This is a genomic window from Planctobacterium sp. AWH2_060, from assembly GCF_056158425.1.
Genome location: NZ_JBSWTG010000001.1, coordinates 3,845,384 through 3,871,763 on the forward strand (window position 1 = coordinate 3,845,384; position 26,380 = coordinate 3,871,763).

The window sequence follows — 26,380 nt, forward strand, 5'->3', positions numbered from 1 at the left end:
AAATCAATAAATTGTATAGTTTTATCGAGCAGAATTTACGGAGACAGGCATGTTAAAACACCATTACTCACATTTTCTGAATGCCAATCAAGGTGTGCAGCACTATGCCTGTCATAGTCACCACTATTGGCCGGATGTCAGTCGCCAGGCTATGTTGGATTATTGGGATGATTCAGCCCGGTTTGTGGATGATAAATGGGGCTATTTTTTTGCTGAAAAAGTCCCGCGCCTGCAAAGCCATATTGCCAAGTTGCTCAATACCAATATGCCTGAGCAACTGGTGTTTGCGCCCAATACTCATGAACTGCTGTTTCGGGTCATCAGCGGTATGGATTTACAGTCGGAACTCACTATAGTAACCACCGACAGTGAATTTCACAGCTTTACCCGACAGGTTAATCGACTCGATGAGTTTAATAACATTCACGTGATTAAGGTGCCGGTGCAGCCGATTGCATCATTTCAGTCGCGGTTTATGGATGCCATAGAGTACAACGATCCCAATCTGGTATTTTGCAGCCAGGTGTTTTTCAATTCTGGTCTGGTATTACAAGATTTGGATGCCCTGATATCGGCAGTAAAAAACCCCGATACTCTGATCATGATCGATGGCTACCACGCCTTCTGTGCCTTGCCGGTGAATATTGAGAAATATCGAAATCGCATTTTCTATCTGGCGGGTGGCTATAAGTACGCTCAGGGAGGCGAAGGTGTTTGCTTTATGCACGTGCCTAAAGGTTATCTGAATCGCCCCCTGTACACCGGTTGGTATGCGGAATTTGGCGAACTGCAAAAGTTTAAATCGCGCAAAGTAGATTATGCCACCAATGGGTTCCATTATGCTGGATCTACCATGGATTATTCCGGCATTTATCGGCAACTAGCAGTATTTGACCTTTGGCATGAAGAAAAAGTTAGCGTGGCCGCCATTCATCAGCATGTGCAGCAACTACAACAGGCGTTTTTGAGCCATGTTTTTAGCCTCAAGCAATCAGTGCTTACCGAATCGCGTTTGATGATGGTTAATCCAGAAAACCACGGGCATTTTTTGACCTTTGAACTGCCGGATGCCGCTAGTACTTCTGAACTTCACGATTATCTGAAGTCCCACAAAATTGAAACGGATTTTCGTGGCAACAGGTTGAGATTTGGTTTTGCGCCTTATCACGAAATTGCGGATATCAATTTAACCTGCCTGGAAAACTACGGTGGATAGCCTCTGGCTGGTGTTGGCGCTGTTATTGATTCTGGAAGGGGTATGGCCCTTATTATTTCCCAATCGCTGGCAAAAATACTTGCGCAGTTTGTCAGAGTTACCGGCAGAACAGCTACAAAAAGTAGGTGGTGCGATGGTGGTGGGCGGCGCTATCTTATTGTGGTTACTCAAGGTTTAGATTTCTGGCTGCTAAATTCTGCTATTTTCCGTATTTTTTGGGACAAAAAAGGTGAATCAGCGCACTCAACTTGGTAGAATCCCCGCTTAACTTTCAACCAAAGCGAAGTCAATGGCAAATAATGTAGTGGTCCTTGGTACCCAATGGGGTGACGAAGGCAAAGGTAAGGTTGTCGACCTTTTAACAGACAAAGCTTCATACGTAGTACGTTATCAGGGCGGACATAACGCTGGTCACACCCTGGTTATCGACGGTGAAAAAACCGTTTTACACCTTATTCCATCCGGTATTTTACGCGACAATGTTACCTGTGTAATTGGTAACGGCGTGGTTTTAAGCCCTGAAGCGCTGATGAAAGAAATTGGCATGCTGAAAGAGCGTGGAGTGCCAGTAGAAGAGCGCTTGGTTATCAGTGAAGCTTGTCCGTTAATTTTACCTTATCACATCGCTTTGGATCAGGCCCGTGAGCAAGCTCGCGGCAATAAAGCTATCGGTACCACTGGTCGTGGTATTGGCCCAGCCTACGAAGACAAAGTATCTCGTCGCGGCCTGCGCGTGGGTGACTTGTTCTGCGTAGAGAGCTTCGCGGCTAAGCTAAAAGAAGTGATGGAATATCACAACTTTGCGCTGCAACATTACTACAAAGCTGAGCCGGTCAGTTATGACAAGGTATTGCAGGAAGTGTTAGCCATTGCGGATATTTTGAAATCCATGGTGGTAGACGTTACTGATCTGCTAGATAAAGCGCGCCTGGATGGCAAAAAAATCATGTTCGAAGGTGCTCAGGGCACGTTACTTGATATCGACCATGGTACTTATCCTTATGTAACCTCCTCCAATACGACTGTCGGTGGTGTTGCCACTGGTGCTGGTTTTGGTCCGTTACACCTGGATTATGTGTTGGGTATCGTTAAAGCCTACACCACTCGCGTGGGTTCTGGTCCGTTTCCAACTGAGTTAGACGACGCCGTTGGTGAACACCTGGGTGTTAAAGGTCACGAGTTTGGCGCTACGACGGGCCGTAAACGTCGTACCGGTTGGTTTGATGCCGTTGCCATGAAACGCGCAGTGCAAATCAACTCTATCTCAGGTTTCTGTTTAACCAAGCTAGACGTTCTGGACGGCCTGGAAGAGCTGAAGATTTGTGTTGGTTACAAAGATGCCGACGGCAATGTTAAAGATGTGCCGCCAATGGCCGCAGACGGTTACGAAGCAGTGACGCCGGTTTACGAATCTATGCCTGGTTGGTCAGACAATACCTTCGGTGCTACAACTATTGATGCATTACCGCAGGCGGCAAAAGATTATATTAAACGCATTGAAGAGGTGACTGGTGTACCGGTACATATCGTTTCAACCGGCCCAGACAGAAATGAAACCATCATTTTAACCCATCCTTATGATGCCTAATTAAAAAAGCCGCTAATCAGCGGCTTTTTGCTATTACCAGGTTTTTCAGGAGCTACGATGGACGCTAAAACGTTAAATACAATCCCAGATATGGTGAGTCGCCTGCGCAATACTTATGCAACCGGCAAAACCCGTTCTTTGCAGTGGCGTATTCAGCAGCTGCAGCAAGTAAAGAAAATGACGCTGGATAACGAAGATAAAATTCGCGAAGCGCTGTTAGCGGATCTGGGCAAGTGTCAGCTTGAAGCCTGGAGTGCCGAAATTTCCTATATTGCCACGGAAGTGGACCACACCATCAAGCACCTGAAAAAGTGGATGAAGCCACGTAAAGTCAAAACGCCATTAGTGGCAATGCCGGGTAAGAGTTATATTCAACCGGAACCATTAGGCGTAGCTTTGATAATCGGGGCCTGGAACTATCCCTGGCAATTGGTTATCGCACCTTATGTGGCAGCGCTGTCTGCCGGTAACTGTGCCATTTTAAAGCCTTCTGAATTGGCTGCGAATACGTCCAGGCTAATGGCGGAGTTGGTACCAAAATATCTGGACGGTGACGCGGTAGCGGTGGTTGAAGGTGGTGTAGAGGAATCTACAGAGCTGTTGCAACAGCGCTTTGATCATATCCTGTATACCGGCGGCGAAGCGGTAGGCAAAATCGTTATGCGTGCCGCAGCTGAGCATCTTACACCGGTGACCCTGGAGTTAGGTGGCAAAAGTCCCTGTATCGTGGATAAAAGCGCCAATCTTGATGTCTCTGTAGCGCGAATCGCCTGGTGTAAGTGGATGAACGCCGGACAAACCTGTGTTGCACCCGATTATGTGTTGGTGGATGAGAGCGTTAAAGACACCTTTATTGCCAAGTTGCAGCAGAAAGTTCAGGAATTTTACGGCGAAGATGCCAGTAAAAGTGCCGATTATGCGCGTATTATCAATGAACGTCACTGGTCCAGAATTATGGGCTTACTGGAAGGGCAATCCATAATTACCGGTGGTAACGGGGAGCAGGAGAGTCGCTATATTGCGCCCACACTGGTGTCAGAACCAGACCCCGAATCAGCACTTATGCAACAGGAAATTTTTGGCCCTGTTCTGCCTGTGTTGACTTACCGCAAGCTCGATGAAGCGGTGCACTTTATCAATCAACGGCCTAAGCCATTGGCCATGTACATCTTTAGCAAAGATAAAAGCGTTTCCCAAAGCGTATTACAACAAACCAGCGCCGGCAGTGTCTGTGTTAATGATGGTATGATGTTTATGACTAACCAGGATCTGCCGTTTGGCGGAGTCGGTACCAGCGGCATGGGCAGTTATTGTGGTCAGGCAGGTTTTGATACCTTCAGTCATTTAAAAGCCGTGATGGAACGCAGTTTTGCGCTGGATGTAGATGTGCGCTATCCGCCCTACAACGATAAGAAACTGAAAATGTTGAAGATGCTGTCATAGCCGAAACAACAGGAAGTCACCATGCTTAAACCTTTTCATCTGGCAATTCCGGTTCACGACCTGGACGCAGCTCAGCGCTTTTACGGTGAGATTCTGGGCTGTGAAAAAGGACGCTCTTCCAGCAATTGGATCGACTGGAATTTTTGGGGTCATCAGTTGGTGACTCACTTAGACAGAAGCATGCAACTCAACGAAACCATAAATCTGGTGGACGGCAAGGACATTGGCGTCCCTCATTTTGGTTTGGTTCTGGATTGGTCTGACTGGGAGCAACTGCAAACTCGCCTGAAAGAATTGCAGGTTCAATTTGTACTGGAACCTTATATCCGCTTTGCCGGTCAGCCCGGTGAGCAGGGCACTTTTTTTATCAAGGATCCTTCCGGCAATCGCCTGGAATTCAAGACGTTTAAAGACCAGGCATATTTGTTTGCTTATTAAACCTGGCTGACTATCCGGTTGCAACAGTTGCAACCGGTACTTTCTTCCACAATTTCTTCAACAAGTTTTTAATCAATATTGCTGCGAATGCCAAAATCATCAGATTAAAAAACATTACAATCAGGTTGTAGCCAATATTAAATTGTTCCGTGTTGTTAAATAAGGTATTCATCTCGTTACTTAAATTTGCAAAGGAGTAAGGCACCAGCTTGAGAAAAACATAGCTGTAGAACAACGGCAAAAAGATAATAAGTCCCAGTGTGTATAAACCCAGTGAATAGCCCGACTTTTGCAACGAGATTCGCCAATCAGAAGGTCTGGAAAGCAAGTTTTTTGCAAGTTGAGCTGCCTTTTCTCTGAGGTTTTTGATATTTAATAAATCACTGACAATCCAATAGCCGTCGAGACGGAAGAAGGGATTTAAGTTAAGCAGGTTATAAACAGTGAGAACTGACGCTGCGATCAAGCAGGGTTGAGATTGATAGGTCAGCCATAACAAACCGAGTACAAAAATATAAAGCGATTGAAAATAGCCCCCGGCAAGACTTATTAAAAGCCTTTTACGTCGCTCCAGTGTCCAGGACTCTGACAAATCTGCCAGCATTACAAAATAAATAACATACCAACCAAATCCGATAGTGACTTTTCTGCAACCATATCGAAATGCACTGGCTGCATGTCCAAATTCGTGAAACAGCAAGCCTGCTACAACCAGTAAAAAGGCCGTTAGTGGCCGGGAATTGAGGTTGTCATTGAACACTTGCTGCAGACTAACGTTCATTAACAGCCATAACTGAAAGAGAATACTGGCCGCGCCAAATAATAACACTATAGGTTTGCTACAAAGCAGGGTGAATAGCCGAGAAATATTGTTAACCGGAGCGGCACCCAATAATTTTTTGCGGAATAGCAAAACGCCATTGTGCTTTTTTTTCTCAAGTGTGCTTTGGTCAGTGTCTAAAAGTAAATCGCTTTTGAGCAATTGCTTGTCCAGAATAGCGATGGCCTCTTCTGTAGACAGGTTAAAGTGAAGACAAATACGCTCTAGAATTTCATTGCGCTCTATCTTTGTAGGCAAATCCTTAAGAAACGCCACAATGGCTGCATTGGATTCAAAGCTTCGGAAACCATTTTTAAAAGGTACAGTAATAGCAAAGGTGTCGTGACCTGTGCTTTTTACGTCAATTGCCTGATTTTTATAATACATATTCACTTTACTAAAAAGGCCCGGTTAAGGGCCTGGAAACTATTTTTACTTATTCTTGGTCACATACATCGCCTACACCGCTGCAGCCGCCACCACCTGGGTTACCGCCACCGCCGTCACCGCCGCCGCTACCGCCGCCACATAGGCCAAATTCAACACGTTCTTCTAATTCTGTCAAAGTAAAAACATTTTCTTGTTTTTGCATTTTATTTTCCTTGTTGTAATGTTAGTTCGTAACCGCTGTTTGTGGGATTACGAGATTTTCCTTGATTAAGGAATTGATGAATCTCTGGCTTTTGGGACCGGATTTTGTCCGAACAGTTTCTAAAAAGTTTGCTTTGATTCCTGACTGAACAGTATCCAAAACATCCTCTTGTAGTTCATGGTCAATCAGGACCGCTTTTTGGCTCATATAATTGACGATGAACCAGTTATCCCCTTTATTGTAGAGCCTGGCATGGGACTGATTAAAACTCAGTCCATCGCTGAGTGATGCTTCGACATGACTCTTGTAATGATTTTCTGCTACCAACCAACGATGCATACATTGCACGTAAAACCAGTTCTCTGGTTGTAAACGGATCTTTTCTTGTAGCTCGTTGTATAGATTTTGCATTATTGTTGAATTGTCAGGGGAAATGACATCACCCATGGCAATAGAGGGCTGTCCTGCGTCATTGACCAAGCAAAATAAAGGCACCACTTCAAGCTGATATTTATGAGCAAGTTTTTGGATAGTTTGTTTGACCCGTATCTTAAAGTCGAAAAAGTTTACTTGTTCTGCTCCACGGTCAACGTGAACTCCGTCTTGCCCCATGTTGCCATCTACATAAATACAAATATGACGGCCTTGTTTAATCGCTTTCAACATTTGGGCTGCAGTGGCTCGGTTCTCCACTTGAAGAATCTCCAGGTTATCCTGAAGTGTTTCGCAATAGCCCTGACGGTTTTTATATAACAACTCAAAGGGCTCTCCTGCCACCGGTAATGTAATGGGCAGTCCGCAAATAGCTAAATCCACAGGAATATTGATGTGCTCTCCGACATGGAATAGGGCGAACAGACATGGGCGAGAAGTGTTTGTCTCAGTTTTTATTTTATCGCAGATATCTTGTGTGTTTTTTAGGTATGCTGTAAAGGAAGTGTTTTTACCATCACTTGCTCTTCTTTCAAATGATTTATTCATGAAATCATTTTTCTGAATATTCAGTTCTGCTAATGTTGTGGCCTCTTTTTCAGAAATGTTTAACATTTTCTGATAGTTGACTGATCTGAAAAACAGTGATTCTTTGTCTAACAACTCACACACCCCTGAATCATAGGTAATTAAAACACTCCATTAATAAAAAGCTATCATGTCATTCGTGGCGTGTAAATAAATTATCATTAAATAATTTTTAAAATGTAAATTAACACTCTTAAAGGGCTTTTTAATCACGGCGAGAGCATGAGCGTTCATTTATTAACCATCTCGTTACAGCCCGCTAAAAATACGGTTATCCAGATAACTTTCTTCCATCAGGGCCATGCATGTTTTTCGACGAATACTGGCTTTTCTGCTTTTATCTGCCTTAATCATGTTTTTGGCTATGTGTCTCAGACGAGCCAGGTTTTCTGCACCATTACCTCTGAATATCTGGCAATCGTCCTCTTTCATGGCCGTATCTAAAACCCAATGCAGGCTGGATTCTATTCCCCAGTGACCTCGCACTGCTTTGGCAAACTGCTCTGTAGTCAATGCTGCTGAGCTAATGTAGTAACGATATTCCAATGATGGTTTTTCGTCATTATGCTGATACCTGACAGCCATACCCATGCTTTTTAATCCTGTCCATTGAGAAAAATCCTCCGATAATTCAGAAGCATCAAGAACATGATATTCTCTGGCTTCAATACGCCCATGACCCTTTTCTATCTTAAGTGATTCAGAACCAACTCCGCGAAACGCCAGCTTTAATGCATCGTAAAGCTTTTTTTGATTGCCCTTAACCGCCAAAAGATATTCAGCGCCCTTGTTAACGATGGTCTTCGCTATGGCTTTTTGACAACCCATTGCATCAATCGTAATAAGACAACCTTTAATATCCAGCAGGTTAAGTAATTCGGGGATAGCGGTGATCTCATTGGATTTGGTGTCCGTCTTTATTTGCCCCATCACAACGCCATTTGCTGTCGCAAACGCACTCACCATATGGATCGCGGACTGGCGGTTCTCTCTGTTATAAGAGCTACGCAGTGTTTTTCCGTCTATGGCAACGACTTCACCATCGGTCAGGGTATTAACCTTTTGCATCCAGCCAATAAAGCTACGTTGTAACTGTTCCGGCTCAATACTGGAAATGATACGTGCAATGGTGTCATGAACAGGCCAGGATCCTAACTTTTTGATATATAAAAATGAATATTGATCACCATTCAATATATCTCACCAGTGAACTTATCTTGATTCAGTTGATCTGATCCGTTTTCATTATCGGAAACCCCATATGTCACTGGTAAAACACTTGGAAATCATCCCGGATCCTCGCAAAGATATTAATCTCAAGCACAACCTTGTTGACGTTATTTTCCTGACGTTGTCCGCTGTACTTAGCGGAGCAGATGGCTGGAAAGCCATTGAAGAGTTTGGCGAAAGTCAGCTGGACTGGTTACGCCAACATCGCCGTTTTGAAAATGGTATCCCCAAACGACATTGTATTGCAGGAATTATTAAGGCACTGGACACAGAAATACTGTTACAGACAGTGTTTGGCTGGATTAACCAACGTAGGCAGACTTTAGGGCAATCGGTTATTGCTCTTGATGGTAAAACTATGCGAGGTGCCTGGCGGGAAGATGTGAGCAAAGCGTTACATGTCGTCAGTGCTTTTGATGTGAATTCCGGGATTGCTTTGTATCAGGACTGTTCCGACAACAAAGGCAATGAACGTGCTGTCGCCAGAAATGTGATTGAGGCGCTGGCCATGGAAGATGCCATTTATACGCTTGATGCACTGCATTGCCAGACAAACACCATGGAGACGATAGTCAAAGCTAAAAGTGACTTCGTTATTCAGTTAAAGGCGAATCAAAGCAAGCTCTTTGAGTATGTAAAAGAGAGTTTCACTGAACGATACAATGACGAAGCTCTCAATACCTTTACCCAGTCGAATCAGGGACATGGACGTCAGGAAAGCCGAACAGTAATGCAAATGAAAGCCGAACTGCCTGAAGAACTAGAAACAAAATGGCCACATATTCGCAGTATCATTGAGGTTGCCAGTGAACGTCAGCAGGGTGGTCAAACGAGCTATCATTCCCGCTGGTATGCAACCTCACTTACAGCTGATGCAGAGCAGTTCGCCCGTATCATCAGAGAACACTGGTCAGTTGAAAACCAGTTACACTGGGTGCTTGATGTCGCCTTTCGCGAAGACCAGCTCAAAATAAGCGATCCTAACGGAGCAGCTCATATTGCGTTGTTTAATCGTGCATGTCTGAATCTGATAAAGCAACATCAGGGTAAAAAAGACAGTATGGCAGGCAAGCGGCGGAGGGCTGCATGGAGTAGCAAATTCAGGACGGAATTACTGTTTGGTTAAAAAGTCAGCAAAGTACAATCCCGCCCTGAGGCGCTAATAATGATGCCGAAGCTGTGCAATTAATACAGACTCACCAACGATTTTGTACACCATGCGATTCGAATCATCAACTCTTCTTGACCAATAACCCGACAACGCATGCTTCAGGGCTTCTGGTTTGCCAATTCCCTCAAATGGATTTCTGGTTATTTCTTTAATGAGGGTGTTAATCCTCTTTACAATTTTTTTGTCTGTAGACTGCCAGTACAAATAATCTTCCCATGCATTTTCAGAAAAGATTATTTTCACTCAATCAACTCCCTCTCATTTCCCCCTCCTTTTTCTAACTCCGCAATTGACTCCATCAACCGTTTAGCGTTTTTGGGGCTACGCAGCAGGTAAGCGGTTTCTTCCATTGCGAGGTAATCGTCCATTGCAATCATTACGACAGCCCCTTCACCTTTTCGAGTAATAGCTATAGGAGCATGATCATCACACACCTTAGTCATTGTTTTAGCTAAATTACTTCTGGCGCTTGTATAACTAATACTTTCCACTTGTTAAACCTGTACAGAAAAACGTACTTCAAATAATAGCGCGCCTAACAAAAGCCGTCAAATCGGACAAATACCTGCGGGGACCAATGGGATCAGATTCGCTGAAAAGTTAACACACTGCATTTTGAGCGAGCATTGTGTGACCGTCTGCTTTCTTAAATAAGCGATTATAGCAATCTCTGAACTGCTAACAGCCGCTCATCGCTCATTGCCTACCAGCCAACTTTTGTATTAAACAGCGACGTTACTAATTACCATTCAATAATTGAATCCAACCAAAGAAAGCAAATAGCCTATTTTTAATATTAGCCGCGTAATTATTCGTACCAGATTAAGTCTTTGTAGGGGCTTTCTTTTAAAGAACCAAGGCGCTGTTGCAGATCACCACAATGTATTTCTAACTTATGGCCATCCGGGTCTAAAAAATATAGGGAGTCACCCTCGCTGTGATTATCTTGCCAGGTGCCGAATTCAGCCGCTAAGATACGTTGTTTCAGGCCGTCAAATTGCCCCTCGGAAACTGAAAAGGCCAGATGGGAGTAATCTTGTGAGGGTTTGGCTTGCCCCAAAGACAAGCACAACCAAATTCCAGGTGATGCAAGATAAGCCCCCTTATCCCATCTGACTTGAGGTTTAAACCCAAGTACATCGGCGTAAAACTGTAGGGAAGTATCCAGGCACTCCACTGAAAAGGTGACGTGATTTATTCCTGTAAGCACAACGTCAGCTTGTTGCTTCATTAAAGCCCTCAATAAAGCCTGAGGTGAAGGCACTTAGATCATTGAAGGTCGCAATGAGTAATAATAGCAAAACCAGAATAACCACTTTTTTGCCGTGTTTTGTCAATTCATTGTTCATTTTGAGTTCTCCAGATAAAGGTTAAAAGCAAAAGCTTTTAACCTTGATTTATATTGAGTCTGTTAGTGTAAAAACTCGTATAACCAGACACCGAAGTCATGCCCGGCACCTCCGCCGACAACATAGCCAATGCCATAGCCAACGTCGTAACCCAGGTCTCCGACGCTGTAACCTGCGCCGACCAGCTTTAGTTCTTGTTCCGTTAAATCTTTCATTTCAAATTCCTTCTTAAAATTGAGTTTAGTGGTGTTGATTGTGGATGCCGTCATAGATGCCTGCACCTAGTGCAGAGCCAAAAGAGGTCAATGAGTCAAAAGCTCCCACAAAGCCCAATCCGATACCGATAGCTGCGCCAAGATTTCCCGCGCTAACCACTTCTAATTCAAATTCATTAAGTTCCTTCATAATTTTCTCCATTAAATAAAGTTTTAACGCCTCTTAACAATAAGAGACGGGTTAACTATAACTTACAGAGAAAATAATTCACCTGTACTAAAGTACAGTTTTTCAGCAGGCATAAAAAAGGGCAACCGAAGTTGCCCTTTGATGTAGAAACGGTTTATTTAAACACGTTCAAAGATGGTGGCTATACCTTGTCCTAAACCAATACACATGGTGGCCAGGCCGACAGATTTGTCGTTGGCTTCCATCAGATTGATCAGAGTAGTGCTGATACGCGCACCGGAACAACCCAGCGGGTGACCCAATGCGATGGCACCACCATTGAGGTTAACCATTTCTTCGTAGTTATCCATCAGGCCCAGTGCCTTGATACAGGACAGGGCTTGTGCTGCGAATGCTTCGTTAAACTCGGCCAGTTCAATATCTTTGATATCCATACCGGCGCGTTTCAGTGCTTTTTGAGTGGCAGGTACCGGGCCGTAACCCATGATTGCCGCATCACAACCAGCCACACCCATTGAGCGGATTTTCACTCTGGGTGTTAAGCCTAACGCTTTCGCTTTATCAGCAGACATAACCAACATGGCTGAGGCACCGTCTGATATCGCAGAAGAGGTACCTGCGGTTACCGTACCGTTGGCCGGATCAAATACCGGACGCAAACCACTGAGCGTTTCGACTGTGGTTTCCGGGCGAATTACCTCATCCTGGGTGACGCTTACCAGCGCACCATTGGCATCATGACCTTCAGTGGCAACGATCTCGTTGTTCCAGCGACCTTCCAATGCTGCAGCGTGGGCTTTTTGGTGAGAGCGGGCACCAAAGGCATCCTGTTGTTCACGGGAAATACCATTTTGTTTGCCTAATAGCTCGGCAGTTAAGCCCATGCTCCCTGAGGCCTTAGCGGTGTATTTTGCCAGGCCTGGGTGAAAGTCTACGTTAAAGTTCATAGGTACGTGACCCATGTGCTCAACACCACCAATCAGGTACACATCACCGGCACCAGTCATGATACCGCGCGTGGCATCGTGCAGTGCTTGCATAGAAGAACCACACAGACGGTTAACCGTAACTGCTGCCACATGACGTGGAATGTCTGTTAACAACTGGGCGTTACGGGCAACGTTAAAGCCTTGTTCTTTGGTTTGCTGCACGCAACCCCAGATAATGTCTTCGATATCGGCTGGATCTAAGGCCGGATTTCTGGCTAACAGTGAGTTCATCAAGTGCGCTGATAAGGTTTCAGCACGGACATTTCTGAATACACCGCCTTTAGAGCGCCCCATAGGGGTACGAATGCAATCTACTATTACTACTTCTTTCATGATAGTTCCCCCTTATCCGCAGTATTTCTGGTTGTTTTTGGCCATTTCGCGAGTGCCTTCAGTCACCTGATACACTTCACCCAGGTGGGCAAACTTGTCTGCCAGTGCCACAAAGTTGGCAACACCCATGGTATCAATGTAGCGGAAAATACCGCCTCTGAACGGCGGGAAGCCCAGACCGTATAACAGTGCCATATCCGCTTCAGCTGCGGAATCAACGATGCCTTCTTCCAGACAGCGAATGGCTTCATTGGCCATTGGGATCATCAGACGTGCAATGATTTCGTCAGCTTCAAAGTCTTTCTTGTCAGCCACGTGCGCGTTCATCAACTCATAAGCTTCTTCCGCTGGCGTTTTTTGCGGCTTACCGCGCTTATCCAGACCGTGGTTGTAGAAACCTTTCTGGTTTTTCTGACCATAGCGCTCCGCTTTATAAAGCAGAGTTACAGGGTCGTTAGCCACTTTCTTCATGCGCTCAGGGAAACCGTCAGCCATAACATCTGCGGCGTGGTCGGCGGTGTCGATACCCACAACGTCAAGCAAATAAGCCGGGCCCATTGGCCAGCCGAAGATTTTTTCCATTACCTTGTCCACTGCTACGAAGTCAGCACCGTCCAATAACAACTTGCTGAATCCGGCAAAGTAAGGGAACAACACGCGATTCACTAAAAAGCCCGGGCAGTCGTTGACCACAATTGGGGTTTTACCCATCTTCAGGGTCATGGCTACCACGTTGGCGATGGTTTCATCTGAGGTTTTTTCACCGCGAATGATTTCCACCAATGGCATTCTGTGTACCGGATTGAAAAAGTGCATACCACAGAAACGCTCTGGGTTTTCCAGGTTTTCTGCCAGGGCATTAATGGAAATGGTGGAGGTGTTAGAACAAATGATGGCGTCTTTCGCTACCGTTTGCTCAGTTTCTTTTAATACAATCCCTTTAACTTTGGGGTTTTCCACCACAGCTTCGATAACGATATCAACGTTTTCCAGCGCCTTGTAATCCAGGGTTGGCACGATATTGTTCAAAGTCGCTGCCATTTTCTTGCTGCTGACCTTGCCTCGTTGCATACCCTTGTCGAGGATTTTGCTGGCTTCGTCCAGACCCAGTTGTAATGCTGGCTCTGCAATGTCCTTCATGATGGTCTTGGTGCCTTTCACTGCAGACTGATAGGCAATACCACCACCCATGATGCCGGCGCCCAAAACACCTGCCTGGTCAAACGTTTTCGTGGCTTGTTTGGCTTGCTTTTTACCTTTGCCTTTAACGACCTGGTCTGCCAGGAAAATACCTACCTGAGCCGTGGCAGCATCAGATTTGGCTAGTTTTACAAAGCCTTCGTTTTCCAGTTTTAGCGCGCCTTCGCGATCTAAAGTAGCGGCTTTCTCAAGGGTTTCCACCACCATGTGCGGTGCAGGATAATGTTTACCTGCTTGCGCAAATACCATGCCTTTGGCAGTGGCGAAACTCATCATCATTTCGTTGCGATTCAGTTTCAGTGGTGATTTTTTAGCTGTGCGTCGCGCCTGCCAGTCAATCTTTCCGGCTGCTGCATCGACGGCCATTTGATTTGCCACAGCCACCAGTTGTTCTGGTGCGGTCGCGGCATCAATTGCGCCTTCGCTCAGGGCTTTTTCCGCATTGCGCTCTTTACCTGTGGTCATCCACTCCATGGCGTTATCGGCACCGATAATACGTGGTAAACGCACTGTACCACCAAAACCAGGCATCAGGCCCAGTTTAACTTCTGGTAAGCCGATGGCGGCGGTGCTGTCAGCAACGCGCAGGTCGCAGGCCAGAGTCATTTCACAACCACCACCCAAAGCGAAGCCATTAATTGCGGCGACGGTAGGGAAGGGCAGATCTTCAAAGCGATCAAATACTTTAGAAGTATTGGCTACCCATTCCAGTAGCTTTTCTTCGGACTCTGCAAATAAACCGGTGAACTCGGTAATATCCGCACCAACGATAAAGGTGGACTTGGCGGAACGCACCACGGCCGCTTTGATGTCAGAGTTTGATTCTATGGCAGCGCACAATTCATTTAATTCTGATACAGTTTGCTGGTCAAATTTGTTGACGGAGCCTTGCGCATTGAAAACAATATCTGCGATACCATTTTCATTTAGGCTGGCTTGTAGGCATTGGCCTTCAAATAACATTGGATTCTCCTGTGCTTTAACAGAGCCTTTAACCAGATTGAAACAAAAAATCACTGGCACGGTCTGATGTAGGGTGGCAACATTGTTGTTGAAGAAATGTTAAATTTCAACCTAAATTCAAACAATTGTTTGAATTTTTGATTTCATTTTGTTTCGAACGGTATAAAAACCGTTGTTTCAGACAGCAAATTGCCTTGTTGTCTATGGGCTAAAGATAGAGAGAATACGACAAAAAAGGTAGTCAATGAGCGCAATAAAACTCGCCGTTTTTATGCTTTCTGTATCAATGTTTTTACTGGCATCAGTTAAGGTGAATGCTCAGCAGCCATCGCCTGAACAATTGCGAGATTGGTTTGAGCGGGCCGAGCAAATTGCTCATCGACCCAACAGTAGTGAGTACAAACTACTTAAAAAGAACCTTAAAAATTACCCTTTGTGGCCCTACGTTACTTATAAAACTCTGTTGCGTTACCCCTATATTTCCAATGAAAAGTCTATCGCGGAGTTTCTTCGGGAGTATGCTGGTACGCCGATGGAAAGACCGCTGCGCAAGAAGTGGCTGCAACATCTGGCCCGTCAAAAGCGCGATGATCTGTTTCTGAAATATTATGCCGATGTGGGCGATACCGCATTGTTGTGTCAACGCATCGCCTTTGATGTTGCCAAACAGGGGCTGGATAAATACCTGGAAGAAATTCAGTCCTTGTGGCTGGTGGGTAAATCCCAACCCAATGAATGCGATCCCTTGTTTGATCAATGGCGGGACGCTGGTAGAAGAAGCACCGATATTGTATTGCAGCGTATTGAGTTGGCCGCCGACGGTGGCAATAGTACGCTAATTCCCTACCTGAAACGCTTGCTACCAGAGTCAGAAAAATATCTGGCGGATTTGTGGTTGTCGGTGCGTCGTTCACCCAGCATGTTATCCCGCCAATCTAAATTCACCGGTGTGCGACCGGCTATTGAAACTCGCATTATTACCTATGGGTTACGCCGCTTAATCTGGCGTGATCCCGAATTGGCCCTGCAGACCTGGCGGGATTATGCCCGTGTGTTTTCCTTCAGTGCGGAGCAAAAACAAGCCATTACTGAGCGCTTTGCCATTGCCCTTGCCTCAAAAAATCATGAGCAGGCCGAAAACTGGCTGGAAAAAGCCAGTGGCTTGCAGCAAGAAGATGTTTACCTCTGGCATTTAACTCATGTATTACGGGAGCAAAACTGGCATCACGCCTTGGAGGTGCTGCGCTCAATCCCAGATGGCATGACCGAGGATTTGATTTTCCAATATTGGGAAGCGCGTTCACTGGAGCTATTGGGCAATCAGGAGGCTGCTAATGGCTTGTTTACCCACCTGGCACAAAACCGACATTATTATGGTTTTATGGCCAGTGGCAAATTGGGGCTGGAAGTGAATTTGCAAAATCGCCCCTACCAACAACAAGAAACCGAATTTAAGCAGCTTATGAACAAACCTGCTATGCAACGCATCGTGGAGTTTATTCATCTGGAGCGCAAAACCTCGGCCCGACGGGAATGGAATATGTTGATCCCGTCACTGCCCACCGAATTGCAGCAATTGGCGGCTGCGCTTGCCAGCCAATGGGACTGGCACGATCAGGCGATTCACGCTTTTTCCAATTCCGGTTATCTGGATGACGTAGAGAAGCGTTTCCCGTTAGCCTATAAAACGGATCTGATGGCCAGTGCAGAGCGCAATGATATCAGCCCCGCCTGGGCCTTTGCCATTGCCAGAAGAGAGAGTTCTTTTAAACCGGATGCCCGCTCTGGAGCCGGTGCCTATGGCTTGATGCAAGTGTTGCCCAGCACGGTGCAATATATGGAAAAGCGTAAAATCCGTGCTCGGCAACTTTACGATGCGCAATTCAATCTGGATATGGGCACCCAATATATGAATTACCTGATGCAGCGCATGGATAAAAATATTGTATTGGCCACTGCCTCCTACAATGCCGGTTGGCACCGAGTGAAAACCTGGGTACCTGAGGGTGAACCCATGGCGGCAGATATCTGGATTGAAAACATCCCGTATCGGGAAACCCGCAATTACGTGAAAGCGGTGCTGGCCTACAAGCAGATTTATCACTTGTTGTTGGGTAATGAATACAACTATTTTAAAGATTACGCCCAAATGAAAATAGGTGGAGCAGGAACCTGACATTTAAAGGGATTTAAAGGTGATGACTTTGGGCTGTAACATTTACACTCTGCAGAAGGCAAGATACCATCCTTTAATCTTATTCCTCATTTGCTTCGTAGCAGAAGCTACCCCATAAGAAGGAGTCGTCTTTTATGTCAGAACACAAAGCCCAATTTCAACAACATATCGCCGTAATGCAGGCTCGTACCCGAGAAGCATTGCAGCGTGAAGGGCTTGATGGCATTGTGATCCATTCCGGCCAGGGCAAAATCAAGTTTCTTGATGACAACTACTATCCCTTTGCCGTATCACCCCTGTTTAAGGCCTGGTTACCCGTGGTGGATAACCCCAATTGCTGGCTGATCCTCGATGGTCAGTCAAAGCCTAAACTGGTGTTCTATTTGCCGGTAGACTTCTGGCATAAGGTACCCAAAGAGCCCAATGATTTCTGGACGGATGAATTTGATATTCATCTGTTGGCCAAACCCAACGCCGTAGAAAAATTCCTGCCTTATGACAAGGCAAAATATGCTTATCTTGGCGAATATCTGGAAGTGGCCAGTGCGCTGGGATTTAGCAATGTTAATCCGGACAGGGTACTACATTACCTGCACTATCATCGTGCCTATAAAACCGACTATGAAAAGCACTGTATGCGTCAGGCTAATAAGATCGCCATGCAGGGCCACAGAGCCGCAGAGCAAGCTTTCAGAGCTGGCAAAAGTGAGCTGGACATTCATCTGGCCTATCTGGCGGCAACTCGTCATATCGATGAGCAGTTGCCTTATCCCAGCATCGTAGCCCTGAATGAAAATGCCGCGATATTGCACAACAGTGTGCGGGATATTGATGCACCAGCACAAAGTCGTTCTTTTTTAATTGACGCTGGGGCGCAGTATCATGGTTATTCTGCCGATATCACGCGCACCTATGCCCAAGATTCTGGGGAGTTTGCTGATCTTATCCAGCAGATGGACAAGGTAAATCTGGATTTGATCGACATGTTAAAGCCCGGCATCGAATATGCGGATTTACAGTTTAAGGCTCATGAAAAAGTGGCGCAGTTATTATCGGATTTCGGCATAGTGAATCTCAGTGGTGCCGATACTCTGGAGAATGGCATAGTCTCTACCTTCTTCCCTCATGGCATTGGCCACTTTTTGGGGCTACAGGTACACGATGTCGGTGGGCACATGGCTGATGATCGCGGTACTGCCAAGCCATCGCCTGAAGCGCATCCGTTTTTGCGTTGCACTCGTACTGTGGAAGCCGATCAGGTGTTTACAGTTGAGCCTGGCTTGTACTTTATTGATAGTTTGCTGGCGGATTTACGAAGCACCCCGGAATCCAAATATATCAACTGGGACAAAGTGGCCGAGTTTAAGCCTTTCGGCGGAATTCGTATCGAAGATAACGTGATTGTGCACGCTGACAGAAATGAAAATATGACCCGGGACGGGGGGCTGAACTAGTTTTTAAGTAAGACAAAGGAGTCGCAGAGCGGCTCCTTTATTGCGAATTGCTTAATCTTCATCCTCTTCAATGGCGATGCCCTTTTCCACCATGATGCGTCTGGCTTCTTCCGGGATTTTGTGGGCGTTATCTTTGGTCAGATCATTATCATTGGGCAAAGGTTGTCCGGTAAAGGCATGCAAAAAGGCTTCACACAATAATTCTGAATTGGTGGCGTGTTTCAGGTTGTTCACCTGGCGGCGGGTACGTTCGTCAGTAAGTACCTGCAATACTTTTAGAGGTATAGAAACCGTTATTTTTTTTACTTGTTCACTCTTTTTTCCGTGTTCTGCGTACGGATCAATGTAGTTACCATTCCATTCTGCCATGGTGGGGAACCCTGTAAATTATTATGAGTCAGAAGCTTTAATTCTAATGACTCTGGCCAACTAATCAATATTAGATGGCTAAACTGCTTGACGTCTAGCGGGTGTTTATTTACATTCCCCCGTCCACATGTCTAGAAGGTTACAGAAAACATGGTGTCGTACGCACAGGGAATTGATGCCCTAAATCAGACTTTGTCAGAAATTAAAAATATTCAGGTGTCTTTTGAATTTTTCCCGCCTAAGACAGAAGCCATGCAACAAACGTTATGGGACTCTGTAGAACGTTTAGCGCCGCTTAACCCTAAATTCATGTCGGTAACTTATGGTGCTAACAGTGGTGAGCGGGACCGTACTCACGAAGTGGTTAAGCGCATTCAAAACGAAAAAGGCATTAATGCAGCACCCCATTTAACCTGTGTGGACGCTAGCCGCGAGGAATTGGTGCAAATAGCGCAGGATTATTGGGAGTCGGGTATTCGCCGCATCGTGGCATTGCGTGGCGACTTACCGGAAGGCTCAACAGAGCACCGCTCCTACGCGGTTGATCTGGTAAAGCTGCTCAGGGAAGTGGCTGATTTTGATATCTCTGTGGCCGCTTACCCGGAGACTCACCCGGATGCGCCTAACTCGCAGTTTGACTTGCTCAACCTGAAACGCAAAGCAGAAGCCGGTGCCAATCAGGCGATCACGCAATTTTTTTTTGATGCGGAAGTGTTTTTGCGCTTCAGAGATCGTGCAGCAGCGGCCGGGATCGACATCGATATTGTGCCCGGAATACTGCCGGTTACAAATTATAAAACTTTATTGCGCTTCGCCGGATTTACTAATGTGCATGTACCTAACTGGCTGCATCACATGTATGAAGGCCTGGATGATGACGACCAAACTACGCGTAATCTGCTGGGCGCCAGCATTGCCATGGATACCGTGAAGGTGTTAGCTAAAGAAGGTGTAAAAGACTTCCATTTTTATACCTTAAACCGGAGCGAATTAAGTTACGCGATTTGTCACATGCTGGGCGTGCGGGGTTAACCAGGCTACACTGTCAAAAATTTTCCGTTTTTTGAGAGTCTCTTGCAAAAGATAAAACGACTGTTTCGACGGCTTCGTCCCAAAGCAATTCAGTTTACCCGGTCTTTCCTAACGCAATGTAAAGAAGATCGGGTGGCGGTTACCGCTGGCAATCTGGCTTATGTGACCCTGTTGTCGCTGGTGCCTTTTATCATGATGTTTTTCGCTATTCTGCAGGCATTTCCAGCTTTTCAGAGTATTCGGGTCAAGGTGGAAGATTTTATTTTTCACAACTTTGTGCCCGCTGCCGGGGACACCATCCGACGCTACGTGTTTGAATTTGCCAACAATGCATCTGAAATGGGCATCATAGGTATTGGTTTTCTGGTTGTCGTCGCGTTGTTACTGATCTCCAATGTCGATAAGACCTTAAATCACATCTGGCGAACCACCATTGAACGGCGCAAAATCTTTACTTTCGCCATTTACTGGATGGTCTTGACCCTCGGCCCATTGCTGGTGGGCAGCAGTCTGGCCATGACCTCTTATCTCATATCGCTAAGCGCTTTTGCTGAAGAGTACACCCCAGGTATTTCGACCTTTTTTCTGCTGGTTTTGCCCTTTTTGATTTCTTTTGGCGTGTATTTCATTCTGTACATGGTGGTGCCCAATCGCATGGTCAGCGCAAAAGACGCTGCAGCCGGAGCCGTGTTTGCCACCGTGCTGTTTGAGCTAGGCAAAAAGCTGTTTGCCCTGTACGTCACCAGCTTTCCTTCCTACAAAGTGATTTATGGCGCGCTGGCAGCGGTTCCCATTCTGTTTGTCTGGGTGTATTTGTCCTGGTTTATCGTGCTGTTAGGGGCGGTGTTTACCGTGCAGGTGGAAAAGTGGCGTATTCTCAATATCCGCCCAAAAACTGAACAAGACAACACAGAAGCTTCTTCCTATACCAACGAACCAGCGGATTCGGCTTGAAATCACTTTCAAGCCGACCGAATTAAGACGCTTTAATGCTGTTGATAAATTCTGAAGATTGCGCGATAGCGCTGTTCATTTCGTTGATCAGTAATTGAATATCGCGTCTGATTTTGTCGAACTCACCTTGCAAGGCACCAATTGCCGACGCGTTGAGATTGTGTTTCAGGTACAACACATTGTCATTGAGCGCAGTGAGTACCGGTTGCATTTTCTCGGCAGAGCGATGCATGGCTTTAATAAGACTGTTATAACGGCGCTGGGTTTCCTTGAGTTTGCGCTCACTATCACGCCTTAGGCTTTCATTACTGTACTGTTGTAACTCTTCCTGCCATTCATCAAACAGCGCCTCTGCTACCGATTCCACCTTCTCAATGCGGCTGGTGAGGCGTTCTGCGCTGTCGTTACTAGCTTCGTACTGATCTTTTATCTGCTCATACGCGTCCTGCAGTTCACCACCGTCAAAATTGATGAGTGCTGACAGCTCTTCCAGAGCAGAGGTGAATTGTTCCTGTGCTTCTTCCTGAGCTTCATTAACCGATTCAACTCTGTCCACCAGAATGTCTCGTTTTTCCACTCCTACCGATTCCCAGATGGAGTAATAGGTGCTTTGACAGGCACTGAGCAACAACACTAGAAAAACGGACAGTAATTTATTCATCAGCTGCTGGCCTTAAATTTTGCGGCATCAATAATGGCCCACAAATGGAAGATGGCGCCCACCGGCCACATAAAGATAAAAATCACCGTTGCAGCCAGACCATAACTAACGGTGCAGACTAAAAAGAACAGCAACGCCATCATGATACGGCCCTGAATTAACTGTCCCAATCCGGGAATAAAGATATTACATAATGCAGCGATTACATTGCCGCCTGAACCTTGACCTGACATATGCGTTTCCTTCTGTTTAGCTGTTAACGAAGTAAGGTATGTGATTAAAATAAAACAAAGTTTTTAAACTTACCAGTTGATATTTGTAAGCGATTTCGAATTGGCAAAGCAAAATATTCAGAATTACAAAACAAAACGGGAGTAGCATTGATAGCATTAATACAACGAGTTAGCTCGGCTTCAGTGAAAGTTGAAGGCCAGAGCGTAGGCGAAATAGGTCAGGGGTTATTGGTCTTGTTGGGAGTGGAAAACGGCGATACCGAGGAGAAAGCACAGCGGCTGGCGCAGAGGGTGTGCAACTATCGCATCTTTCCCGATGAGCAAGGCAAAATGAATCTCAATGTGCAACAAACCGAAGGTTCGGTGCTGGTGGTGTCGCAGTTTACCTTGCTGGCTGATACCAAAAAGGGCAATCGGCCCAGTTTTTCCAGAGCCGGTGATCCCGAGCTGGGAAAGCAGCTCTATCAGCATTTTTATCAATCGGTGCGCAACAATGGCGTCCCTTGCGAAACCGGTCAATACGCGGCAGACATGCAGGTCTCTTTGGTGAACGAAGGACCCACAACGTTTTGGTTACAAATTTAACGCATGAATACCACGGCGTTGAGATCTAACTGATATTGCTGTGCCGTTTGCTGTAAATGATTGTCAAAGTCCATTACCGGTAGTGCTTGTCGGGCGGCAAAAACAACCTTATTTTGGTAGCCGGGTACGGCCAGAATGCGAAACTGTAGTTGCAACTCGCTGAGAATTTCCAGTAGTTGCTCCGACTGCAGCCAACTGGCGCTGAGCAGGTTAATCACCATCAGACCATCCTGATTCAGTGCTTTGCAGCAATCCTGATAAAAGCGTTTACTAAAAACAAACTCCGGGCTGCCATGTTCGGCAAATAAATCAATAAACAGCAAATCTTGCGGTTCAATTTGTTTAATCGCCTGCTGTGCATCCTGCTGGATAATCTGACAAGGTGCATCGGATGGCCAAAACCACTGTTCAAACAGTCGGATAACATCGGCTGAATACTCTACCGAAAGCACATCGCACAGCGGAAAGTGGTAGCGGAAAAAACGCTGTAAACTACCGCCACCCAATCCCAGTTCGGTGACTTTTTTGGGGTGCTGACGGTAATAAAAACACAGTAATAGCGCACTAAGGTGAGGTAATATGGGTCGATGCGGTGCCGCTAAAGACATGACTGATTGCACCGCATCATTGAGAGCAAGCCAACGGTATTCTGTATTTTCTGAAATGGTCAGAGTAGTTGACCCCAACCGCTCAAAATGCAAAATACGTGGGTTGTTTTGTAAATCGTTCAGGTGAAACAGTGTTAAGGCTCCCATAAACCATGGCGGCACCATGCTGATTTTGCTTATGTAACCACGAAATAAGGCTAAAGTGAATGTATCGAATTAGTACGCCAGAAACGCCAGAGCAATTGGATGCTTATTTTTCTTTTCGCTGGCAGGTGTTGCGTGAGCCTTTTAATTTTCCTCCAGGTTCTGAAAAAGACGAATACGAGACAGTCGCAGAGCATCGTATGTTGTTATCCCCAAAAGGCGATATTGTGGCTGTAGGGCGGGTGCATCTGAATGTGCAGGAAGAAGCGCAAATCAGGCATATTGCCGTCTCTCCTGAGCATCGTAAGAAAGGGCTGGGCAGTCTTATTCTAAGCGCTTTGGAAGAGGAGGCCAAACGCCAGGGCGCAACCCGGGCAGTAACCAACAGTCTGGACACTTCTGTAGCGTTTTTTGCTGCGGCGGGTTACAAAATTGAAGATTCACCAGAAGCTTTAGGCAAACAAAAGCGCAAGCATATGGTGAAAAAACTGGATATGCAGTCTATCGTCAGACTGCATCCCAAATGGTGCAGTGAGTTGCAAAAAACCTGGCACGAAACCATTCCTATTTCCGAGCAAATGGGCATTGTGTTGCATCAATACAGTGGCAAAACCCTGGAAGCCAGAGCATCGTTAAACAAAAATATTAATCTGCACGGCACTATGTTCGCCGGCAGTATTTATTCACTGGCGACTTTAACGGGCTGGGGGATGATATTTTTGCAGCTCAAAGAGCGCGGACTCACTGGCGACATCGTGCTGGGTGATGCCAATATTCATTATCACAAACCCGTCACGGCTGAGCCCAGAGCCATTTGTAATATTGAATCCCTGAGTGGTAAGTTTAGTTTTGTGGAACGCAAGAAGAAGTGCCGCCTGGAATTGCAGGTCAATATTCAGGATGGTGACAAAGCGGTTGCCGAGTTTCATGGTGTCTACTGGGTGCTACCGCTAAAAGACTGAATCTATTGCTTTAAACTGAAATTGATCGCTGGTTTGATTACCGGACAATTAACAGCGTAGTTCGCATAGCGACCAAAGTTGGCCTAATATTGGACATATTTAGTTGATTTTTGTAGCAAAAGTTGATTTGCTCTTTAAAATCAAAATCTTGTCCTTTAACCAGGCGTGTGCTGAACCACGGATATGAGTACCAGTCTTCAACAAAACCTGACAATCCGGCTATTGCGGGTACTCAGGTATAACAAGGCCCGGACCGAACGGGCTTTGGAACTCATGTCGCCAGAAAAGCGCGATGCTTTTCATATTATTCCTTTTTTACTGCATATCAATCACGAGGCTTTTCCGGGTTATATCGACGATACCAAAACGCCTTTAGGGCTGATTAATTATTCCCTGCGTGAAGAGTTAACAGAGTCTTTGCAGCGAGTGTTTCCAAAACAAAATGCACTTATCGAAGATTTAAAACCAATCTGGCCTAAACGGCGCATGATTGAATCACTGGTATTGATGGGCAGTATCGGCACTATTGCCCAATCGGCACAATCTGATTTTGACTATTGGGTGTGTGTGGATGGCACTCGCTATAAAAACGCCCATTTTCGTTTGCTTCAAAGCAAACTGCATAAAATCGAACAGTGGGCAGAAAAGTACTTTGGCATGGAGGTGCACTTCTTTCTGTCTGATATTGAGAAAGTGCGCAACAACGATTTTGGCGTGGCAGACGGCGAGAGTTCCGGCAGTGCTCAGGCGATATTTCTCAAAGCTGAATTTTATACCACCAATATTGTGGTGGCGGGCAAAGCGCCGTTCTGGTGGTTGTTGCACGAAGGAGCGACTGATCAACAATACCAACAGTTATTGGGCTCGTTAAAAGACGGTGTGTCGCCAGAGCCAAAATGGTTTATGGATCTGGGCAACATCGAGAAGATGGATACCGCAGAACTGTTTGGTGCGGCTATCTGGCAAATCAGTAAAGCCATGGATTCGCCCTTTAAGTCGGTGCTTAAAATGGCCAAGCTGGAGGTGTTCTTAGAAAACATTGATAGCCATCAGCCCCTCTGTAGTTTGTTGCGTAGTGCAGTGCACAATGGCAGCAAAGCTCCCGGTGACCAGGAACATATCGACCCCTATGGTTTGATGTTTGAACATGTGCTGGAGCATTATCAGTCATTGGGTCAGCAAGATACCGTGGAGTTATTACAGTTGTGCCTTTATATAAAGAGTGACTGTGGTTTAAGTTTGCCTGCGGATGAAAGTGCGTTTCATTTTAAGCGTAAAATTATTATGGCTTATGTGGAGCAATGGGGTTGGTCGCGGGAAAAAATCAAAAAAATTGACCGTATCAAGTACTGGGATTTTAAAGACTTGTCGCAGATAGGTAAGCGCATTCATGCCTTTTTGATCGGTTGTTACCGACGTATCTCTGTTAAAATATCCGACCAAAAGCAATTGGTGAGCAAAGAAGATGTCACCGTTATTGGTCGTAAAATTGACTCTTTTTACTCCAAAAAAGACCACAAGATCGATTATTTGCGCAGTGCCTTTGAAGAAGGCGCCTATTGTAAAATTGTCACCGTAAAAGCGGAGCCGCAAAGTAACAACCGACGACGCTGGAGCTTGTACCGCGGTAATCAAATAGACTGGAATGACTCCGCACTGGGTAAGGTGCTGATGAAAAGCGCCTGGAATCCGGTGGAAATAGTACTTTGGGGCGTGTTCAACGGCATTATGGACTGTGAAACCAAGATCATGTTGTCCTATCACGCTGAGCCTGTACTGGAAAGAGACTTACTGGAATTAACCAAAGTCTTTCAAAAGCTGTTCCCGCCGGTACGCATATCGGAAATAAAACGCAATGCCCTGCTGGTGCCTTATCGCATTATCAACTGTCTGGCGATAGTCAATTTTGAAAGTCGCCGCCATAAACCGGAAACCGAAGAATTAAAAGTTATCTACCTTACCAGCTGGGGGGAACTCTATTGCGTGGATGGGTTTGAAGCTTTGGAAGCACTGCGTTTTGATTTGATGGATGTTAGTCCGCCCCCCAACAAATATATTATCTCGCCAGAGGGATCTTATCGGGACCGCCTGTTTGCAGATTTCAAAGAACGTTCTGATATGGATTTTGTTTCCGCTATGGAGCTGATTAAAGAAAAGTGATTTAGCGCCAGCATCGTCGCGGTTTCCCCCTTGCTGCTGTTTACAAGGACACGAGCATGTGAGCGAAATAAAAAAGAGATAATCACACTAAAATCGGTAAATTGCTCTTTTTCTGAAATCAGGTTTGACCGTTGGATTTTCTTTAAAAAGGCAATTTAAACGGATGGGGCGGGAGTCAATTTTTTATTCAATCTGTAGGGCTTGAAAATTATAGCGTGGTAGAATTCTACGCTGTTTTTGAAACACGTGTAAAGAGCAAGAAATACAGGGTGATGAGGGTCACCC

Annotated in this window: 28 protein-coding genes and 1 pseudogene; 13 read left to right on the forward strand and 16 right to left on the reverse strand. The window is 45.7% G+C overall.

Annotation, left to right across the window (positions count from 1 at the left end; translation table 11 throughout):
* Positions 1-49: 49 nt before the first annotated feature.
* The 5 genes from ACXAD8_RS16460 (at position 50) to ACXAD8_RS16480 (ending at position 4,685) form a co-directional block, all read left to right on the forward strand.
* Positions 50-1,216 (forward strand): aminotransferase class V-fold PLP-dependent enzyme, encoded by a 1,167-nt coding sequence (locus ACXAD8_RS16460; protein WP_475230919.1) that lies wholly within the window; start codon positions 50-52, stop codon positions 1,214-1,216.
* The gene (locus tag ACXAD8_RS16465) at positions 1,209-1,394 is read left to right on the forward strand and encodes a DUF2065 domain-containing protein (RefSeq protein ID WP_475230921.1); all 186 of its coding nucleotides are present in this window, start codon (positions 1,209-1,211) and stop codon (positions 1,392-1,394) included. Before ACXAD8_RS16460 ends, ACXAD8_RS16465 begins: the two co-directional genes overlap by 8 nt.
* A 111-nt stretch (positions 1,395-1,505) precedes the next feature.
* A complete protein-coding gene (locus ACXAD8_RS16470; RefSeq protein ID WP_475230923.1) occupies positions 1,506-2,804 on the forward strand; it encodes an adenylosuccinate synthase in 1,299 nt (432 codons plus the stop codon).
* 57 nt (positions 2,805-2,861) lie between these two features.
* Positions 2,862-4,247: an aldehyde dehydrogenase family protein gene (locus ACXAD8_RS16475; RefSeq protein WP_475230925.1), complete on the forward strand. Its 1,386-nt coding sequence runs from the start codon at positions 2,862-2,864 to the stop codon at positions 4,245-4,247.
* Positions 4,248-4,268: 21 nt separating this feature from the next.
* A complete protein-coding gene (locus ACXAD8_RS16480) occupies positions 4,269-4,685 on the forward strand; it encodes a VOC family protein (RefSeq protein WP_475230927.1) in 417 nt (138 codons plus the stop codon).
* 10 nt (positions 4,686-4,695) lie between these two features.
* Here ACXAD8_RS16480 and ACXAD8_RS16485 read toward each other — a convergent pair whose 3' ends face one another.
* From ACXAD8_RS16485 to ACXAD8_RS16500, 4 genes and pseudogenes are all read right to left on the reverse strand, one after another.
* Complete coding sequence (locus tag ACXAD8_RS16485; protein ID WP_475230929.1) at positions 4,696-5,892, reverse strand: hypothetical protein; 1,197 nt, start codon at positions 5,890-5,892, stop codon at positions 4,696-4,698.
* A 49-nt stretch (positions 5,893-5,941) separates the two neighbouring features.
* Complete coding sequence (locus ACXAD8_RS16490) at positions 5,942-6,097, reverse strand: hypothetical protein (RefSeq protein WP_475230931.1); 156 nt, start codon at positions 6,095-6,097, stop codon at positions 5,942-5,944.
* 21 nt (positions 6,098-6,118) lie between these two features.
* Positions 6,119-7,192 (reverse strand): LpxL/LpxP family acyltransferase, encoded by a 1,074-nt coding sequence (locus ACXAD8_RS16495; RefSeq protein ID WP_475230933.1) that lies wholly within the window; start codon positions 7,190-7,192, stop codon positions 6,119-6,121.
* Between the two features lie 174 nt (positions 7,193-7,366).
* Positions 7,367-8,260 (reverse strand): annotated as a pseudogene (locus ACXAD8_RS16500) (ISAs1 family transposase); the annotation flags it as partial.
* A gap of 118 nt (positions 8,261-8,378) precedes the next feature.
* On the opposite strand from ACXAD8_RS16500, the gene ACXAD8_RS16505 reads away from it, so the two are divergent.
* Complete coding sequence (locus ACXAD8_RS16505; RefSeq protein ID WP_475230935.1) at positions 8,379-9,473, forward strand: ISAs1 family transposase; 1,095 nt, start codon at positions 8,379-8,381, stop codon at positions 9,471-9,473.
* Between the two features lie 33 nt (positions 9,474-9,506).
* On the opposite strand, the gene ACXAD8_RS16510 is transcribed toward ACXAD8_RS16505, so the two are convergent.
* The 8 genes from ACXAD8_RS16510 to fadB form a co-directional block, all read right to left on the reverse strand.
* Positions 9,507-9,761, reverse strand: a complete 255-nt coding sequence (locus ACXAD8_RS16510) for a Txe/YoeB family addiction module toxin (RefSeq protein ID WP_475230937.1) — start codon at positions 9,759-9,761, stop codon at positions 9,507-9,509.
* Entirely contained in the window at positions 9,758-10,009 is a 252-nt protein-coding gene (locus ACXAD8_RS16515; protein WP_475230939.1) for a type II toxin-antitoxin system Phd/YefM family antitoxin, read from the reverse strand. The genes ACXAD8_RS16510 and ACXAD8_RS16515 overlap by 4 nt, the downstream gene beginning before the upstream one ends.
* Positions 10,010-10,326: 317 nt before the next feature.
* Entirely contained in the window at positions 10,327-10,728 is a 402-nt protein-coding gene (locus ACXAD8_RS16520) for a VOC family protein (RefSeq protein ID WP_475232993.1), read from the reverse strand.
* A gap of 4 nt (positions 10,729-10,732) precedes the next feature.
* Entirely contained in the window at positions 10,733-10,867 is a 135-nt protein-coding gene (locus tag ACXAD8_RS16525) for a hypothetical protein (RefSeq protein WP_475230941.1), read from the reverse strand.
* Positions 10,868-10,929: 62 nt separating this feature from the next.
* Entirely contained in the window at positions 10,930-11,082 is a 153-nt protein-coding gene (locus tag ACXAD8_RS16530) for a hypothetical protein (protein ID WP_475230943.1), read from the reverse strand.
* A gap of 25 nt (positions 11,083-11,107) precedes the next feature.
* Positions 11,108-11,272 (reverse strand): hypothetical protein, encoded by a 165-nt coding sequence (locus ACXAD8_RS16535; RefSeq protein WP_475230945.1) that lies wholly within the window; start codon positions 11,270-11,272, stop codon positions 11,108-11,110.
* A 158-nt stretch (positions 11,273-11,430) separates the two neighbouring features.
* A complete protein-coding gene (gene fadA, locus ACXAD8_RS16540; protein ID WP_475230947.1) occupies positions 11,431-12,594 on the reverse strand; it encodes an acetyl-CoA C-acyltransferase FadA in 1,164 nt (387 codons plus the stop codon).
* A gap of 12 nt (positions 12,595-12,606) precedes the next feature.
* On the reverse strand, positions 12,607-14,757 hold the full coding sequence (gene fadB, locus ACXAD8_RS16545; RefSeq protein ID WP_475230949.1) for a fatty acid oxidation complex subunit alpha FadB: 2,151 nt from the start codon (positions 14,755-14,757) through the stop codon (positions 12,607-12,609).
* Between the two features lie 244 nt (positions 14,758-15,001).
* Between fadB and ACXAD8_RS16550 the strand changes: the two genes are divergently transcribed.
* Both ACXAD8_RS16550 and pepQ read left to right on the forward strand, forming a co-directional pair.
* Positions 15,002-16,933: a transglycosylase SLT domain-containing protein gene (locus ACXAD8_RS16550; RefSeq protein WP_475230951.1), complete on the forward strand. Its 1,932-nt coding sequence runs from the start codon at positions 15,002-15,004 to the stop codon at positions 16,931-16,933.
* A gap of 134 nt (positions 16,934-17,067) precedes the next feature.
* Positions 17,068-18,387 (forward strand): Xaa-Pro dipeptidase, encoded by a 1,320-nt coding sequence (pepQ, locus tag ACXAD8_RS16555; RefSeq protein WP_475230953.1) that lies wholly within the window; start codon positions 17,068-17,070, stop codon positions 18,385-18,387.
* Between the two features lie 51 nt (positions 18,388-18,438).
* On the opposite strand, the gene metJ is transcribed toward pepQ, so the two are convergent.
* Entirely contained in the window at positions 18,439-18,756 is a 318-nt protein-coding gene (gene metJ / locus ACXAD8_RS16560) for a met regulon transcriptional regulator MetJ (protein WP_475230955.1), read from the reverse strand.
* A 150-nt stretch (positions 18,757-18,906) separates the two neighbouring features.
* On the opposite strand from metJ, the gene metF reads away from it, so the two are divergent.
* Positions 18,907-19,788, forward strand: a complete 882-nt coding sequence (metF, locus tag ACXAD8_RS16565; RefSeq protein ID WP_475230957.1) for a methylenetetrahydrofolate reductase — start codon at positions 18,907-18,909, stop codon at positions 19,786-19,788.
* Positions 19,789-19,830: 42 nt separating this feature from the next.
* Positions 19,831-20,742 (forward strand): virulence factor BrkB family protein, encoded by a 912-nt coding sequence (locus ACXAD8_RS16570; protein ID WP_475230959.1) that lies wholly within the window; start codon positions 19,831-19,833, stop codon positions 20,740-20,742.
* 22 nt (positions 20,743-20,764) lie between these two features.
* On the opposite strand, the gene ACXAD8_RS16575 is transcribed toward ACXAD8_RS16570, so the two are convergent.
* Together ACXAD8_RS16575 and ACXAD8_RS16580 are read right to left on the reverse strand one after the other, a co-directional pair.
* A complete protein-coding gene (locus ACXAD8_RS16575; protein ID WP_475230961.1) occupies positions 20,765-21,403 on the reverse strand; it encodes a DUF2959 domain-containing protein in 639 nt (212 codons plus the stop codon).
* On the reverse strand, positions 21,403-21,636 hold the full coding sequence (locus ACXAD8_RS16580; protein ID WP_475230963.1) for a hypothetical protein: 234 nt from the start codon (positions 21,634-21,636) through the stop codon (positions 21,403-21,405). Before ACXAD8_RS16580 ends, ACXAD8_RS16575 begins: the two co-directional genes overlap by 1 nt.
* Before the next feature lie 147 nt (positions 21,637-21,783).
* On the opposite strand from ACXAD8_RS16580, the gene dtd reads away from it, so the two are divergent.
* Positions 21,784-22,221 carry a D-aminoacyl-tRNA deacylase gene (dtd, locus tag ACXAD8_RS16585; protein ID WP_475230965.1) on the forward strand — a complete coding sequence of 146 codons (438 nt, stop codon included), beginning with the start codon at positions 21,784-21,786 and terminating at the stop codon, positions 22,219-22,221.
* Here dtd and ACXAD8_RS16590 read toward each other — a convergent pair.
* On the reverse strand, positions 22,218-22,994 hold the full coding sequence (locus ACXAD8_RS16590; RefSeq protein ID WP_475230967.1) for a spermidine synthase: 777 nt from the start codon (positions 22,992-22,994) through the stop codon (positions 22,218-22,220). The two genes, dtd and ACXAD8_RS16590, sit on opposite strands and share 4 nt — an antisense overlap.
* Positions 22,995-23,035: 41 nt before the next feature.
* Between ACXAD8_RS16590 and ACXAD8_RS16595 the strand changes: the two genes are divergently transcribed.
* Both ACXAD8_RS16595 and ACXAD8_RS16600 read left to right on the forward strand, forming a co-directional pair.
* Positions 23,036-23,935, forward strand: coding sequence for a bifunctional GNAT family N-acetyltransferase/hotdog fold thioesterase (locus tag ACXAD8_RS16595; RefSeq protein WP_475230969.1), 900 nt, complete (start codon positions 23,036-23,038; stop codon positions 23,933-23,935).
* 183 nt (positions 23,936-24,118) lie between these two features.
* Positions 24,119-26,095, forward strand: a complete 1,977-nt coding sequence (locus tag ACXAD8_RS16600; protein WP_475230971.1) for a class I adenylate cyclase — start codon at positions 24,119-24,121, stop codon at positions 26,093-26,095.
* Positions 26,096-26,380: the final 285 nt, after the last annotated feature.

Coding starts and splice junctions, on each gene's coding strand:
- ACXAD8_RS16460 (WP_475230919.1), top strand. CDS start 50: ATGTTAAAACACCATTACTCACATTTTCTGAATGCCAATCAAGGTGTG.
- pepQ (WP_475230953.1), top strand. CDS start 17,068: ATGTCAGAACACAAAGCCCAATTTCAACAACATATCGCCGTAATGCAG.
- ACXAD8_RS16535 (WP_475230945.1), bottom strand. CDS start 11,272: ATGAAGGAACTTAATGAATTTGAATTAGAAGTGGTTAGCGCGGGAAAT.
- metF (WP_475230957.1), top strand. CDS start 18,907: ATGGTGTCGTACGCACAGGGAATTGATGCCCTAAATCAGACTTTGTCA.
- ACXAD8_RS16575 (WP_475230961.1), bottom strand. CDS start 21,403: ATGAATAAATTACTGTCCGTTTTTCTAGTGTTGTTGCTCAGTGCCTGT.
- ACXAD8_RS16505 (WP_475230935.1), top strand. CDS start 8,379: ATGTCACTGGTAAAACACTTGGAAATCATCCCGGATCCTCGCAAAGAT.
- ACXAD8_RS16525 (WP_475230941.1), bottom strand. CDS start 10,867: ATGAACAATGAATTGACAAAACACGGCAAAAAAGTGGTTATTCTGGTT.
- fadB (WP_475230949.1), bottom strand. CDS start 14,757: ATGTTATTTGAAGGCCAATGCCTACAAGCCAGCCTAAATGAAAATGGT.
- ACXAD8_RS16550 (WP_475230951.1), top strand. CDS start 15,002: ATGAGCGCAATAAAACTCGCCGTTTTTATGCTTTCTGTATCAATGTTT.
- ACXAD8_RS16580 (WP_475230963.1), bottom strand. CDS start 21,636: ATGTCAGGTCAAGGTTCAGGCGGCAATGTAATCGCTGCATTATGTAAT.
- fadA (WP_475230947.1), bottom strand. CDS start 12,594: ATGAAAGAAGTAGTAATAGTAGATTGCATTCGTACCCCTATGGGGCGC.
- ACXAD8_RS16490 (WP_475230931.1), bottom strand. CDS start 6,097: ATGCAAAAACAAGAAAATGTTTTTACTTTGACAGAATTAGAAGAACGT.
- ACXAD8_RS16470 (WP_475230923.1), top strand. CDS start 1,506: ATGGCAAATAATGTAGTGGTCCTTGGTACCCAATGGGGTGACGAAGGC.
- ACXAD8_RS16530 (WP_475230943.1), bottom strand. CDS start 11,082: ATGAAAGATTTAACGGAACAAGAACTAAAGCTGGTCGGCGCAGGTTAC.
- ACXAD8_RS16595 (WP_475230969.1), top strand. CDS start 23,036: ATGTATCGAATTAGTACGCCAGAAACGCCAGAGCAATTGGATGCTTAT.
- ACXAD8_RS16590 (WP_475230967.1), bottom strand. CDS start 22,994: ATGGTGCCGCCATGGTTTATGGGAGCCTTAACACTGTTTCACCTGAAC.
- ACXAD8_RS16480 (WP_475230927.1), top strand. CDS start 4,269: ATGCTTAAACCTTTTCATCTGGCAATTCCGGTTCACGACCTGGACGCA.
- ACXAD8_RS16475 (WP_475230925.1), top strand. CDS start 2,862: ATGGACGCTAAAACGTTAAATACAATCCCAGATATGGTGAGTCGCCTG.
- metJ (WP_475230955.1), bottom strand. CDS start 18,756: ATGGCAGAATGGAATGGTAACTACATTGATCCGTACGCAGAACACGGA.
- ACXAD8_RS16600 (WP_475230971.1), top strand. CDS start 24,119: ATGAGTACCAGTCTTCAACAAAACCTGACAATCCGGCTATTGCGGGTA.
- ACXAD8_RS16485 (WP_475230929.1), bottom strand. CDS start 5,892: ATGTATTATAAAAATCAGGCAATTGACGTAAAAAGCACAGGTCACGAC.